General features: G+C 64.9%; 13 protein-coding genes. 1 reads left to right on the top strand and 12 read right to left on the bottom strand.

The window, feature by feature from the left end; genetic code table 11:
- Window position 1 precedes the first annotated feature (1 nt).
- The 12 genes from Q0Z44_RS00390 to Q0Z44_RS00335 all read right to left on the bottom strand — a co-directional run bounded on the left by Q0Z44_RS00390 (window position 2) and on the right by Q0Z44_RS00335 (window position 12,495).
- Window positions 2-1,147 carry a cytochrome D1 domain-containing protein gene (locus Q0Z44_RS00390; protein WP_298008841.1) on the bottom strand — a complete coding sequence of 382 codons (1,146 nt, stop codon included), beginning with the start codon at window positions 1,145-1,147 and terminating at the stop codon, window positions 2-4.
- Between the two features lie 38 nt (window positions 1,148-1,185).
- Window positions 1,186-1,503, bottom strand: a complete 318-nt coding sequence (locus Q0Z44_RS00385) for a cytochrome c (protein WP_298008838.1) — start codon at window positions 1,501-1,503, stop codon at window positions 1,186-1,188.
- Window positions 1,504-1,567: 64 nt separating this feature from the next.
- A complete protein-coding gene (locus Q0Z44_RS00380) occupies window positions 1,568-1,861 on the bottom strand; it encodes a c-type cytochrome (RefSeq protein WP_298008835.1) in 294 nt (97 codons plus the stop codon).
- A gap of 42 nt (window positions 1,862-1,903) precedes the next feature.
- The gene (locus Q0Z44_RS00375; RefSeq protein WP_298008832.1) at window positions 1,904-3,619 is read right to left on the bottom strand and encodes a nitrite reductase; all 1,716 of its coding nucleotides are present in this window, start codon (window positions 3,617-3,619) and stop codon (window positions 1,904-1,906) included.
- 232 nt (window positions 3,620-3,851) lie between these two features.
- Window positions 3,852-4,547, bottom strand: a complete 696-nt coding sequence (locus Q0Z44_RS00370) for an ABC transporter ATP-binding protein (protein WP_298008454.1) — start codon at window positions 4,545-4,547, stop codon at window positions 3,852-3,854.
- Window positions 4,548-4,550: 3 nt separating this feature from the next.
- A complete protein-coding gene (locus tag Q0Z44_RS00365) occupies window positions 4,551-5,360 on the bottom strand; it encodes an ABC transporter ATP-binding protein (RefSeq protein WP_298008451.1) in 810 nt (269 codons plus the stop codon).
- A 10-nt stretch (window positions 5,361-5,370) separates the two neighbouring features.
- Window positions 5,371-6,666: a branched-chain amino acid ABC transporter permease gene (locus tag Q0Z44_RS00360; RefSeq protein WP_298008447.1), complete on the bottom strand. Its 1,296-nt coding sequence runs from the start codon at window positions 6,664-6,666 to the stop codon at window positions 5,371-5,373.
- Between the two features lie 4 nt (window positions 6,667-6,670).
- Window positions 6,671-7,696, bottom strand: coding sequence for a branched-chain amino acid ABC transporter permease (locus Q0Z44_RS00355; protein ID WP_298008445.1), 1,026 nt, complete (start codon window positions 7,694-7,696; stop codon window positions 6,671-6,673).
- Window positions 7,697-7,863: 167 nt separating this feature from the next.
- Window positions 7,864-9,096, bottom strand: a complete 1,233-nt coding sequence (locus Q0Z44_RS00350) for a branched-chain amino acid ABC transporter substrate-binding protein (protein ID WP_109035460.1) — start codon at window positions 9,094-9,096, stop codon at window positions 7,864-7,866.
- Window positions 9,097-9,314: 218 nt separating this feature from the next.
- Window positions 9,315-10,946: a 3-(methylthio)propionyl-CoA ligase gene (locus Q0Z44_RS00345; protein WP_298008432.1), complete on the bottom strand. Its 1,632-nt coding sequence runs from the start codon at window positions 10,944-10,946 to the stop codon at window positions 9,315-9,317.
- A gap of 179 nt (window positions 10,947-11,125) precedes the next feature.
- Window positions 11,126-11,566, bottom strand: a complete 441-nt coding sequence (locus tag Q0Z44_RS00340; RefSeq protein ID WP_298008429.1) for a thioesterase family protein — start codon at window positions 11,564-11,566, stop codon at window positions 11,126-11,128.
- Window positions 11,567-11,577: 11 nt separating this feature from the next.
- Window positions 11,578-12,495 carry a histone deacetylase gene (locus Q0Z44_RS00335; protein ID WP_298008424.1) on the bottom strand — a complete coding sequence of 306 codons (918 nt, stop codon included), beginning with the start codon at window positions 12,493-12,495 and terminating at the stop codon, window positions 11,578-11,580.
- A gap of 192 nt (window positions 12,496-12,687) precedes the next feature.
- Here Q0Z44_RS00335 and Q0Z44_RS00330 point away from each other — a divergent pair, with 192 nt between their 5' ends.
- Entirely contained in the window at window positions 12,688-13,332 is a 645-nt protein-coding gene (locus tag Q0Z44_RS00330; protein ID WP_298008423.1) for a TetR/AcrR family transcriptional regulator, read from the top strand.
- The last annotated feature ends 19 nt before the right edge of the window (window positions 13,333-13,351 follow it).

Raw genomic sequence — 13,351 nt, 5'->3', positions numbered from 1 at the left:
GTCACATCCCCATGCGATGGGCGCGGCTGGTGAAGAAGATGCCGCTGGGCGCCGGCACATCGAGCACCGACCGGGTCGAGAAGGATTGCGTGTCGATCACCGACACCCGGTTGGCATCGCGTGACGAGATCCAGACCGACTCACCACGCGGCGTAAATTCCATGTGCAGCACCGCCGCGCCAGGGCTAAGTGTCTGCACCACCTGGCGCGACGGGGTGTCGATCACCTGCACCCGGTCGTAGTCGGGCACGGCAAAGTTCACCCACACCTGTCGACCATCCGGACGGGCCATCACGAACACGGGTTGGCCGGCCACCGGCACGCGGCCGACTTCCTGCCACGTGTCCATGTCCACCACCAGCACCTCGTGCCGGCCAATGGCGGGGAGCCACACCTGCCGGCCTGCCACGGCCCAGCCGCGCAGGTGCGGCATCTTGTAGACGGGCAAGGGCTGCTCGCCTCGCCCATAGCCTTGCAGGATGTGCCGCACACGCGGCTCTGTCTGCCACAGGTCGATCAGCGCCAGGCCGTCTTCGCCGAACAGGCCCGCGATGTAGTGGCGACCGTCGGGCGTCACCAGCGCGTCGTAAGGCTGGCGCCCGACATCACGGAAACGCTGGATCGCCGGGTGCCCGGCGTCGCGCGACAGATCGGCAATCCAGATCTCGTCGGCATCGAAAAGCGAAAAGATGAAGCGCTGACCCGGCAGATCGGCCAGGCCCACCACGCGAGAGAACCGGCCAGGCGCATACTCGGCCGGTACATCGGCAACCAGCGCCAGCGTGTCGGCGCGGAACACCTTGATGCCGCCAGGCTGGTAGTTCTGGGCCGCCACCCACTGGCCGTCCTGCGACACGGCGCCACCGATGCTGTTGCCGGCCTGAATGACACGGCCCTCGATGCGGCGCGACAACAGGTTCACCCTCGTCAGCGCGCCGTCGCGCCCGAACACGAAGGCCACCGCACCATCGCGAGAAAACACCACCGAGGCGTGCGACAGATCGCCCAGCCCTGGCACGGTGCCCAGCACACTATGCCGTGTCGTGTCCACCACGGACACCGATCCGCTGGCCCGCTCGATCACCACACCCAGATCGCCCGTTCCGCGCAACGGCGGTGCGTCACTGGCGCAGGCCATGAGCCACATCGGCAGCCACAGCACCAGCCCCCATCTGATCCACCGCTTCATGGATTTGTCTCCTCAGGGAAGCCCGCCTGCAACTGCATCGCAATCCAGCGCGCATCGGCCTCCGACAGCATCGCCTTCCAGCCCGGCATCGGCGTGCCGGGTCGACCGTGCAGGATCACCGCCACCAACGACGACACAGGCCAGTCACGCAGCTGGTCGGGTGTGAGGGCCGTCCCCAATCCGCCCGTCAGCCGCATGCCATGGCAGGACCCGCAGTCCTGGCGAACCACGCGGACCAGCTTCGCCTGGCGATCGGTGGTGGGCACAGGCGCACCATCCGATGCCATACTCGCACCCCCGACCAGCGACGCCATCCCGGCCAGCGCCATCCTTCTGATCAGGGTTACCCACATGGATCACCTCCTGAGCGAGTGAGGTTCACTGCGCCAGGATGGACGCGACCACTTCCTTGAGGTCGGCGTCATTCAGGCGCTCCGGTGCGTGCGGGGGCATGGGCACAGGGCCCCACGCCCCGGCCCCGCCCTTGCGCACCTTCTCGGCCAGGCGGGCCGGCGCCTGCTTGTCGCCCTTGTACTTGGCCGCAATGTCCTTGAACGACGGCCCGACCAGTTTCTTGTCCTTGGCATGGCAGGCCATGCAGCCGGTCTTGTTCAAGGTGTCATCGGCGCCCGCGTGGGCCACCCCGCCGGCCAGCATGAGCGCGGCCAGCATGCAGATCATCTTCTTCATGATGAAGTCCTTCCGGTGTGGAGGTCAGTACACGTCGTGCTGCGTGTTGTGCACGTTGAAGTGCCCCGTCGGCGTGATCAGGCGCGGGTCCTTGATCACGGTCTTGAGCTTCAGCGTCTTGTCGTCCACCACCACCAGGGCAGACTGCTTGTCCTTGGCCGACCAGACCGCGAACCACACCTCGTCGCCGGCCTTGTTGTACTCAGGCTGAACCACGCGCATGGCGCCGCCATCGTTCAGGCCGGCCCACTTGGCGATCGGCAGCACGGTGTAGCCCTTGGCCAGGTTCTTGATGTCGTACACCGCCACCGATTGCGACACGTGCGGATCGGGGTTCAACGGGTTGTCGACATACAGGTGCTGTGACTTCGGATGGCTCTTGATGAAGAGCGAGCCGCCGCCCTGGCTCTTCAGGTTGTCGACCACCTTCCACGCGTACTGCTTGTGCCCCTTCGGGTCGGTGCCGATCAGCGCAATGCTCTCGTCACCCAGGTGCCCTGTGGACCACACCGGGCCGTACTTCGGGTGCACGAAGTTCGCGCCACGCCCCGGGTGCGGGATCTTGCCCACATCGATCAAGGCTGCCAGCTTGCCGTCCTTCAGGTCCACCGCCGCGATCTTGTTCGACTGGTTCGCCGCCACCATGAAGTAGCGCTTCGACGAATCCAGGCCGCCGTCGTGCAGGAAGCGGGCCGTGCCGATCTCGGTGGTCTTGAGCGCCTTCACGTCCGAGTAGTCCACCAGCAGGGTCTTGCCGGTTTCCTTCACGTTGACCACGAACTCCGGCTTGAAGTGCGAGCCCACAATGGAGGCGACGCGCGGCTCGGGGTGGTATTCCTGGGTGTCGACCGTCATGCCGCGAGTGCCCACGATCTGCAGCGGCTCCAGCGTGTCGCCATTCATGATCGTGTACTGAGGCGGCCAGTAGCTGCCTGCGATGGCGAGCTTGTCTTCGTAGCCCTTGTACTTCGATGTTTCGACCGAGCGGGCCTCGAGACCCACGCGGATTTCAGCCACGTTGTCGGGCTTTTCCATCCACAGGTCGATCATGTTGATCTTGGCATCGCGCCCGATCACGAACAGATAGCGCCCCGAGGCCGAGGTGCGGGAGATGTGCACCGCGTAGCCGGTCTTGACGATGTTGATGATCTGCTTGGTGTCGCCGTCGATCAGTGCCACCTCGCCCGTGTCACGCAGCGTGGTCGAGAAGATGTTGGCAATGTTGAAATTGTTCATCTTCTTCGTCGGCCGCTTTTCTGGCGGGACGAGGACCTTCCAGGTCTTCTTCATCTCGGCCATGCCGTACTCGGGCGGCAAGGGCGGGTCCTGCTGGATGTAGCGGGCCATCAGGTCGACGTCGGCCTCGCTCATCTCGCCCGATGTCATCCAGTTCGGCATGCCGGCCGGCGAGCCATAGGCAATGAAGACCTTGAGGTAGTCCGTGCCCTTGGGCAGCGTCACGTCCGGGGTGAGGGCCTTGCCCGTGGCGCCCTTGCGCAGCACGCCGTGGCAGCCTGCGCAACGCTCGAAATAGATCTTGCGGGCCTTCTCGAACTCGGCCTGCGTCATCTTCGGCGCTTTGGGGTTGGTGCTCTGGTACATCGGCTCGTTGGCCAACGGCGACGTACCTGCCTGGTAATTCAGCTCCGGCTGGGTGATTCCCTTGCCGTCCTCGGCCTGTGCGCCCGACGTCATCGCCAGCACAGCTGTGGCAGCAGCCAGGGCGGCCCACTGAGGCATTCTCATGTTGCTTTCTCCAGTATTGACGGCCACCCTCGGGCGACCCCACGACATGGCTGCCGTGGACCGGTGAGAGACCGGATCCACAGCGTCCGCTCATACAAGCGGAGCCATGTTCGGACTGGAGAGAAGGAGCGTCCTTGAAGCAGTTCAAGAAAAAAATCCAGATCTGCCCCGGCGCTTCAGAGCTTGATCTGGATCGGGCTTCAGGACGAAGAAGCGGCGGCGGGGCTCAGACCTCCAGCCACTCCTTGCGCACGTACTGGTCGGCGCGCAGCTCATCGGGCGTGCCATGGAAGACCACCTCGCCGTGCCCCATCACGTAGCAGCGCTGCGAGATGTCGAGTGCAATGGTGAGCTTCTGCTCCACCAGCAGCACGGCCAGGCCGCGCTTCTGCAGCTCCTTCAGGTACTCGCCCACCAGTTCCACGATCTTCGGCGCCAGACCTTCCGTCGGCTCGTCGATCATGATCAGGTCAGGGTCACCCATCAGCGTACGGCACAGCGTCAGCATCTGCTGCTCGCCGCCCGACATCACGCCCGCCTCGGTGTGCTGGCGCTCCTTCAGGCGCGGGAACATCTGGTACATGTCGTCCAGACTCCAGCGGCTCTTCTTGCGGCCCGACTGCTGGCCCAGCAGCAGGTTCTGCTCCACCGTCAGCTTGGGGAACACGTCGCGGCTTTCGGGCACGTAGCCCAGACCGTGCCGGGCGATGTCGTAGGTCTTGTGGCCCAGCAGATTCTGCCCATTCCACTCCACCTTGCCGTGGCCGTCCACGAGGCCCATGATGGTCTTGATGGTGGTCGACCGCCCGGAGCCGTTGCGGCCCAGCAGGCTCACGATTTCGCCGGGCTGCACCTCCAGGTTCACGCCATGCAGGATGTGGCTCTTGCCGTAGAAGGCATGCAGGTTCTCGATGCGCAACATGCGTCAGGCTCCGCTGGTTTGGGCTTCGGCGGCCTGGCTCTCGGCCAGCACCGAGCCCAGGTAGGCTTCCTTCACGCGCTCGTTGGCGCGCACCTTCTTGGGCGTGTCGCAGGCAATCACCTCGCCGTACACCAGCACGGCAATGCGGTCGGCCAGGCCGAAGACCACGCCCATGTCGTGCTCCACGGTCAGCAAGGTCTTGCCCTCCGTCACCTCGCGGATCATGCGCACGAAGTTCGCGGTTTCCGACTTGCTCATGCCGGCGGTCGGCTCGTCGAGCAGGATGACGTTGCCGCCACCGGCGATCGTCACGCCCACCTCGAGCGCACGCTGTTCTGCATAGGTCAGCGACGACACGCTGGTGTCGCGCTTGCGACGCAGGCGGATCATGTCCAGCACCTCTTCGGCCCGGCTGTTCACCTCGGTGAGGTTGGACAGAAAGCGCCAGAAGGCATAACGCTCGCCCATGGACCAGAGCACCGCACAGCGGATGTTCTCGAACACGCTCAGGCGCGGAAACAGGTTGGAAACCTGGAAGCTGCGAGCGAGCCCGCGGCGGTTGATCTCGTACGGCGCGTGGCCCTGAATGGCCTGGCCATTGAGCAGGATCTCGCCACTGGTGGGGGCCATGCGGCCGCTGATCAGGTTGAACAGCGTGGACTTGCCTGCGCCGTTCGGCCCGATCAGGGCCACGCGTTCCCCGGCCGCCACGGCCAGGTTGGCGCCCCGGATGATCTCGGTCTTGCCGAACGACTTGCGGACGTCGCGGAGCTCCAGCGCCAGCGGCGCCGTCGATGTGGAAACTTGGCTCATCGTGTGATCCTCAATGGCCCTCAGCGCGTCGCTGAGCCAGTTCGATTTCTTCCTGAATCTGTCCCCACTGCCGCGCAAACTGCCGTCGGGTCAACTCGAAGAGGCCGGCGCCAGTGATGAACAGCATCGCAGCGCCCACCCAGGCATCCGTGCCATGCGTGTCGATTTCGGCACCGGCAAAGCGCATCACGGGGCCGAGGGCCTCATTGAGCTTCAGGTGGTAGATCATCTCGACCATCACCGCGACGCCCGTCATCGCGACCAGCGCGGTACCGGCCAGCGCCAGGTACGAGGTCCACAGCTTGCGAAGCAGGCCATGGGCCGCCACCCGCACGTTCATCAGGATCAGGCTCGCGATGCCGCCGGGCGCATACATCACCATGAACAGGAAGATCAGTCCGAGGTACAGCAGCCAGGCCTTGGTCAGCTCCGACATCAGCACCGACGCCAGCACCATCAACACACCACCGATGATCGGGCCGAAGAAGAACAGCGCCCCACCCAGGAAAGTGAACAGCAGGTAGGCGCCGGATGCATGTGCCCCGACCACCTCGGCCGTCACGATCTCGAAGTTGATCGCATACAGCCCACCGCCGATGCCGGCGAAGAAGCCCGCGATCATGAAGGCGAAGTAGCGCACGCGCTGCGTGTCATACCCGATGAACTGCACGCGCTCCGGGTTGTCGCGCACCGCGTTCAGCATGCGGCCCAGCGGCGTCTGCGTGAAGGCAAACATCAAGGCCGTGCAGATGAAGCAGTACACGGCAATCAGGTAGTACACCTGAATCTGCGGGCCGAAGGTGATGCCCATGACCGGCTCGCCCACCACGCGGTTGGCCGACACACCGCCCTCGCCACCGAAGAACTCCGGCAGCATCAGCGACATCGACCACACCAGTTCGCCCACGCCCAGCGTGATCATCGCGAAGATGGTGCCCGACTTCTTCGTCGTCACGGCGCCCAGCACCGCGGCAATCAGCAGGCCAGTGGCGCCGCCCACCAGCGGGATCAGGCTGACCGGCACATCCCATGCGCCGGCGCCCACCTTGTTGAGCACGTGGATGGAGGCAAACGCACCCAGCCCGCTGTAGACCGCATGGCCGAAGCTCAGCATCCCCCCTTGCCCCAGCAGCATGTTGTAGGACAGGCAGATGATGATGGCGGTGCCCATCTGCGTGAGCATGGTCATCGACAGGCTGCTGGTGAACACCTTGGGCGCCACCAGAAGGACGAGCGCGAACAGCGTCCACACCACCCACCGGCCCAGGTTGACCGGTTTGAAATCGTAGGTTGTCTTGGTCGTCATGGCATCACTCCTCGCGGGTGCCCAGCAGGCCCTTCGGCCGCAGGATCAGCATCAACACCAGGAGCAGGTACGGGAGGATCGGCGCCATTTGCGCCACCGTGATCTTCAGCAGCGGATAGGCCCAGTGCTCGAAGTCGACGGGGTTGCCCATCTTCTGCATCACCGACGCCACCGACACGTCGATGACGACAGCAAAGGTCTGGATGAGGCCGATCAGCAGCGAGGCCAGGAAGGCGCCGGCCAGCGAGCCCATGCCGCCGACCACCACCACCACGAAGATGATGGCGCCCACGGATGCGGCCATGTTGGGCTCGGTCACGAAGGCGTTGCCGCCGATCACGCCCGCCAGACCGGCCAGTGCACAGCCGCCACCGAACACACCCATCATCACGCGGGGCACGTTGTGGCCCAGGGCCTGGGCCATGTCCGGGTGAGTCAGCGCGGCCTGGATGATGAGACCGACCCGCGTGCGCGTCAGCAGCAACCACAGCGAGCCGAGCATGAACAGCGCCACGAGGGCCATGAAGCCCCGGTACAGCGGGAACTGCGTGCAGCTGTTGCCCGTGGCCGGGCCGCACACCGACGGGTCGCCCGCACCGGCCAGCCAGCGCAGGCCCTCGCCCTGCACATTGGCCAGCGTGAAGAGCGGCCCGCTGAGCGCTTCAGGCACACGGTAGTCGACGTTGGCCGGGCCCCAGATCAGGCGAACCACCTCGAGCACCACATACGACAGACCGAAGGTGATGAGCAGTTCGGGCACGTGGCCGTACTGGTGCACCTTGCGCAGGCTGAAGCGTTCGAAGAACGCACCCATGGCGCCCACCAGAAGGGGCGCCAGGATCAAGGCCGGAAAGAAGCCCACCAGTCCGGTGAGCGTGTAGGCCAGGTAGGCCCCGATCATGTAAAAGCTGGCGTGCGCGAAATTGAGCACACCCATCATGCTGAAGATCAGCGTCAGCCCGGAGCTGAGCATGAACAGCAGCAGCCCGTAGCTGATGCCGTTCAGGAAGAAGACGAAGAAGGTTTCCATGGTGGCGCGTGCGCGTTGAAAGACCCGGGCCGGTACGGCGTGGCGCAACCGGCCTGAGCGGCCCGCTTGTGGCGGACCGCACTGGCACATCGGGAAAGCAGGCCGCCGGGGGCGACGGCCTTTGGGTGGCTCACGCCGGCCGACCCGGCCGGGCGAGCCTCAGCGCATCAGGGGCGCTTCATCTGGCACGACGTCGGTGTGCTGGACACGAACGCGTCGAACGACTTCACGGGCGAGAAGGTCATGCCGGTGCTCTCGACGTTGTAGGTGTTCTTCGCATCGAGCTTCTGCCAGCGGGCGATGTACAGCGGCTGCTGCAGCTGGTGGTCGGACTTGCGCATCTCGACATCGCCGTTGAAGCTCTTGAACTTCATGCCTTCCATCGCGGCCGCCACCTTCACCGGGTCAGTGGACTTGGCCTGCGCCATACCGAGCGACAGCAGGTGCAGCGCGTGGTAGGTGGCGCCCGAGTAGTAGTCGTCGTTGAAACGCTTCTTGAAGTCGGCGATCAGGTTGCCGTAGAGACCACCCATGTTGTAGTGGCCATAGCCCACCTGGTACACGCGGCCATCGGCTGCCGTGCCCAGCGCGGTGGGTGTGCCCCCGAAGTTCGCGTAGTAGGTGTAGAACTTGGCGGTCAGGCCGGCATCGTTGGCGGCCTTCACCAGCAGGGCCAGGTCGGAGCCCCAGTTGCCGGTGATCACGGTGTCGGCACCCGACGCCTTGATCTTGGCGACATAAGGCGTGAAGTCGCGCACCTGGGCCAGCGGGTGCATGTCGTCGCCCACGATCTGGATGTCAGGGCGCTTACGCTGCAGCGTGGCCTTGGCGAACTTCGACACCTGCTGCCCGTGCGCGTAGTTCTGGTTGATCAGGTAGACCTTCTTGACATCGGCCTGCTCCTTGATGAAGGTGGTCATGGCCTCCATCTTCATCGAGGTGTCGGCGTCCAGACGGAAGTGCCAGAAGCTGCACTTGCTGTTGGTCAGGTCGGGGTCGACCGCCGCGTAGTTCAGGAACACGATCTCCTTGCCGGGATTGCGTTCGTTGTGCTTGTTGATGCCATCGACCAGGGCCGTGGCAGCGCCCGAGCCCAGGCCTTGAACCACGTAGCGCACCCCCTGGTCGGCCGCCGACTTCAGGGCGTTGAGCGTTTCAGCGGGGCTCAGCTTGTTGTCGATGCTGATGATCTCGAACTTCACGCCGGCGGGGTTGCTGGCGCTGATCTTTTCTGCCACGAACTGAAAGCTCTTGAGCTGGTTCTGGCCCACGCTGGCCATCAGGCCGGAGAGCGGGTCGATCCAGGCAACCTTGACCGTCTCTCCCTTCTGGGCCAGCGCGGCACCCGCAGCCAGGGATGCGGTCACGAGCACGGTCAGGGCACGAACTTTGAACGTCATTGCAGGCTCCTCTTCAAGCGTGATGGATTGGGCTTCCGTCACAATTTAAGTCCCTCATTTACGGGGTGCCTCAGGGAAGTCCCGCAAGCTCAGCGTTTTGCCTGATGTCCGATGCCACTGGGTGTCTCGCGCCACCCACGGGACATCGGGGACATACCCGTACAAATGGAAAAAGGCGCCAGAAGGCGCCTTGTGTCACGAGCCGGTCATCAACCTGTTCATGCCGACGGAAGCTTGTGCTCCTTGAAGCGATCGCGTAGCTGCAGCTTCGAGATCTTGCCTGTGGCCGTGTGCGGAATTTCCTCGACGAACACGATGTCGTCGGGCGTCTGCCAGTTCGGAATCTTCCCCTTGAAGAAGGCGATGAGCTCCTCCTTGGCCACCTCGGCGCCCGGCTTCTTCACCACCACCATCAGCGGGCGCTCGTCCCACTTGGGGTGCGCGCAGGCAATGGCCGCGGCCTCGTGCACGGCCGGGTGGGCCATCAGCACGTTCTCGAGGTCGATCGAGCTGATCCACTCGCCGCCGGACTTGATCACGTCCTTCGAGCGGTCGGTGATCTGCATGTAGCCGTCCGGATCGATGGTCGCCACGTCGCCGGTGGGGAACCAGCCTTCATGCAGCGGCGACTTGTCGATGTTGAAGTAGCCGCTCACCACCCAGTGGCCGCGCACTTCCAGGTCGCCGGCCGCCTTGCCATCCCAGGGCAGCTCCTTGCCTTCGGCGTCCACGATCCGCATGTCAATGCCATAGATGCCCTTGCCCTGCTTGGCCAGGATCTTCTCCTTGTCCTCCTTGGGCAGGTCGGCGTGCTTGGCTTTCAGGCGGCTGAGCGTGCCCAGCGGAGACAGCTCGGTCATGCCCCAGGCATGGATGACTTCGACACCGAAATCGTCCTGCAGCGTCTTGATCATGGCAGGCGGGCAGGCCGAGCCCCCGATCACCGTGCGCTTGAAGGTGCTGAACTTCAGGTCGTGCTGCTTGGCATGGTTGATCAGACCCAGCCAGATCGTGGGCACGCCGGCCGAGAAGGTCACGCGCTCCTTCTCGAACAGCTCGTACAGCGAGCCGCCATCCAGATGGTGCCCAGGGAAGACGAGGCGACAGCCGATCAGCGCGGCCGAATACGGCAGACCCCACGCATTGACGTGGAACATCGGCACCACCGGCAGCACCGTGTCGGCGCTCGAGACGCCCATGGCATCGGGCAGCGCGGCCGCGTAGGCGTGCAGCACGGTGGAGCGATGCGAATAGACGGCGCCCTTCGGGTTGCCGGTTGTGCCCGAGGTGTAGCAGATGCTGGCCGCGGTGTTCTCGTCAAACGTGGGCCAGGTGTAGCGGCCATCTTCTGCGGCCAGCATGTCCTCGTAGCACAGCAGGCTGGGCAGTGCCGACTCGCGCGGCATGTTGCTGCGGTCGCACATCAGCACCACGTGCTTCAGCGAAGGCAGCGACGGCGCCAGCTTCTCGACCAGCGGGAAGATGTTGAGGTCGACGAAGATGACCTTGTCCTGCGCGTCGTTGGCGATCCACGCCACCTGCTGCGGGAACAGACGCGGGTTGATCGTGTGACACACGCGCTGCGAGCCCGACACGCCGTAATAGATCTCGAGATGGCGATAGCCGTTCCAGGCCAGGGTGCCGACGCGGTCGCCCGGCTCGACACCAAGACGGTCCAGCGCCTGGGCCAGCTTGCGCGAGCGCAAGTCGACCTCTGCCCATGTCGTGCGATGGATGTCGCCCTCGACGCGCTTGGAGACGATCTCGATGTCCCCATTGTGCTTCGCCGCATGCGCGAGCAGCGACGAGATCATCAGGGGCATATGCATCATTTGGCCCATCAGGCTCATGGAATTGACCTCCGGCAGTACAGAAAACGTGCTCCGCGATTCGGAGAACGGTACAGTTTTAATCTGAAAACGATTGCCCTCAGATTTGGGCAATCATAGGAAAGTTTGTACCGAGAGTGTCGTCCGTGACCCTCAGGGAGTACCCGCGGACGTGGCGCGGGCGCGGCGGCACTTCTGGATCAGGCCGGCAGCTGCAGCGCGCGCAGCGCAACGACGAACGCTTGTGGCAAGGGCACGGGACGGCGAGTGACCCGGTCCACATACACGTGCACGAAATGACCGCATGCCGCGGCACTGGCCTCCCCTTCCTCGAACAGCCCGATCTCGTAACGCACGCTGCTCTTGCCGATGTGCGCGACCCGGATGCCCGCCTCCACGTTCTTTGGGAACGCGAGGGGCGCAAAGTAGTTGCAGTGGGTCTCGATGACGAGGCCGATCACCTCGCCCGCATGAATGTCGAGAACACCGGCCTCGATGAGGTAGCGGTTCACCGCTGTGTCGAAGTAGCTGTAGTAGGTGACGTTGTTGACGTGGCCGTACACGTCGTTGTCCATCCAGCGGGTGGTGATGGGCTGGAAGTGTGCATACGCACTGCGCGGCTGGGCTTGCGGTCGTTCCATGCGGCGATTATTCACACGCCGGCACGCGCCTGCCATGCGTGAAACGCCTCGGCCACGCTGCCGAGCTGCACGGCCACCATGGCATCCAGATCGGTGCCGTACCCCCCTGCCATGCACATGACCACAGGCAGCGCCCGGGCCGCAGCCCAGTCGAATACGGTGCGATCCCGCCGCCTCAGGCCCGCTGCCGTGAGCTTCAACCGTCCAAGGCGGTCACCTTCATGCGGGTCGGCGCCCGCGAGATAGAACAAGAGGTCGAACGGCGCGGCACAGTGCGCTTCGTTCAGCCGGGCCAGGGCCCCGTCCAGCGCCCTGCTGTATAGGGCGTCGTCACACCCATCCGGCAAGGGCACATCCAGGCTGCTCAGCACCTTGCGAAACGGAAAATTGCGGTCACCATGCAGCGAGAGCGTGAACACATCCGGATCACCGGCAAAGATCGCCGCCGTGCCGTTGCCCTGGTGCACATCCAGGTCGATCACGGCACAGCGCACGCCCGGCCGGCGTTGCTGATCCCGCCGGATGGCCACGGCCACGTCGTTGAACACGCAGAAGCCGCTGCCCTGCGCCGAGCCGGCGTGGTGGGTGCCCCCCGCCAGATTGACGCCCACGCCTTCCGCCCAGGCGGCGTCGACGGCAGCCAGCGTCGCGCCCACCGACCGTCGCGAGCGCTCCACCAGCGCTGGCGACCAGGGAAAGCCGATTTCGCGCACGGCTGCAGGCGCCAGCGTGCCCGTCGCCACGGCCTGCACATACGCCGGGTCATGCGCCAGGGCGAGCAAGGCATCCCCGGCGGCGTCCGGTTCGCGCAGGCGCACACCGGGCAGCGTGTCGGCCACGGCCTCGCGCAACAGCCGGTACTTCTGCATCGGAAAGCGATGCCCGGCGGGCAGATCGGGCTCGAAACGGTCACTGTGGAAGACGAGCATGCGATCAGCTTAACGGCTGGCGGCCCGGCCCAATGCCGAGCGCGGTCCCGACCCGTGATTGACCACGACACGCAGCGAGGGCTACATTACTGACCGACGAGTCAGTTGCACAACGACGTGTCTTCGCCCAAATCCTCCCGCTCCCGCGCCGCCCCCCCTCTGTCAGAGTCCTGCTGCCCGCTCCAGGCGGCAGTGGCCAGCCTCGCGCCGCGTCTGAGACAGCGCCGCAAGGCCGCCCGACCACAGGAGTTGCTCGAGGCCGCCCTCACGCTGTTCGTCGACAAGGGGCTCGCGGCGACCCGCACCGACGACGTCGCGCGACTGGCCGGGGTCTCCAAGGGCACGCTCTACCTGTACTACACCAGCAAGGACGAGCTCTTCAAGGCGGTCGTCCACACCTACCTGGTCCAGGTGATTGCCGAGGGCACCGACCTGACCGAGCAGTTCGACGGCGACTCCGCCGCCCTGCTGAGGCTGCTCGTTCACACCTGGTGGGCCCGTGTCGGATCGGCCAAGGCCTCCGGCCTCGTGCCCATCATCATGGCCGAGTCCGCCCACTTCCCGGAACTCGCCCAGTTCTATGTCGATCATGTCATCGAGCCCACACACCGCTTGCTCGGTCGTGCGGTGCAGCGCGGCATCGACCGCGGTGAGTTCCGCCCGGTGGACACCCGCATGGCGGTGCTGGCCTTGATCGCGCCCGTTCACTTTCTCGTCATGCACCAGCACAGCCTCGCACCCTGCGCAGGCAGCCTCGCTGACATGGCACCCGAGACCTACCTCGACATGCAGCTGGACCTGCTGCTCCATGGCCTGACGGCACCGCCCCGGACATGAGCCCGCCCCTGCTGGCGTG

It is taken from the genome of uncultured Aquabacterium sp., from assembly GCF_947366995.1.
Classification (GTDB): domain Bacteria; phylum Pseudomonadota; class Gammaproteobacteria; order Burkholderiales; family Burkholderiaceae_C; genus Aquabacterium.
This window is presented reverse-complemented; position numbering and strand designations above follow the sequence as displayed.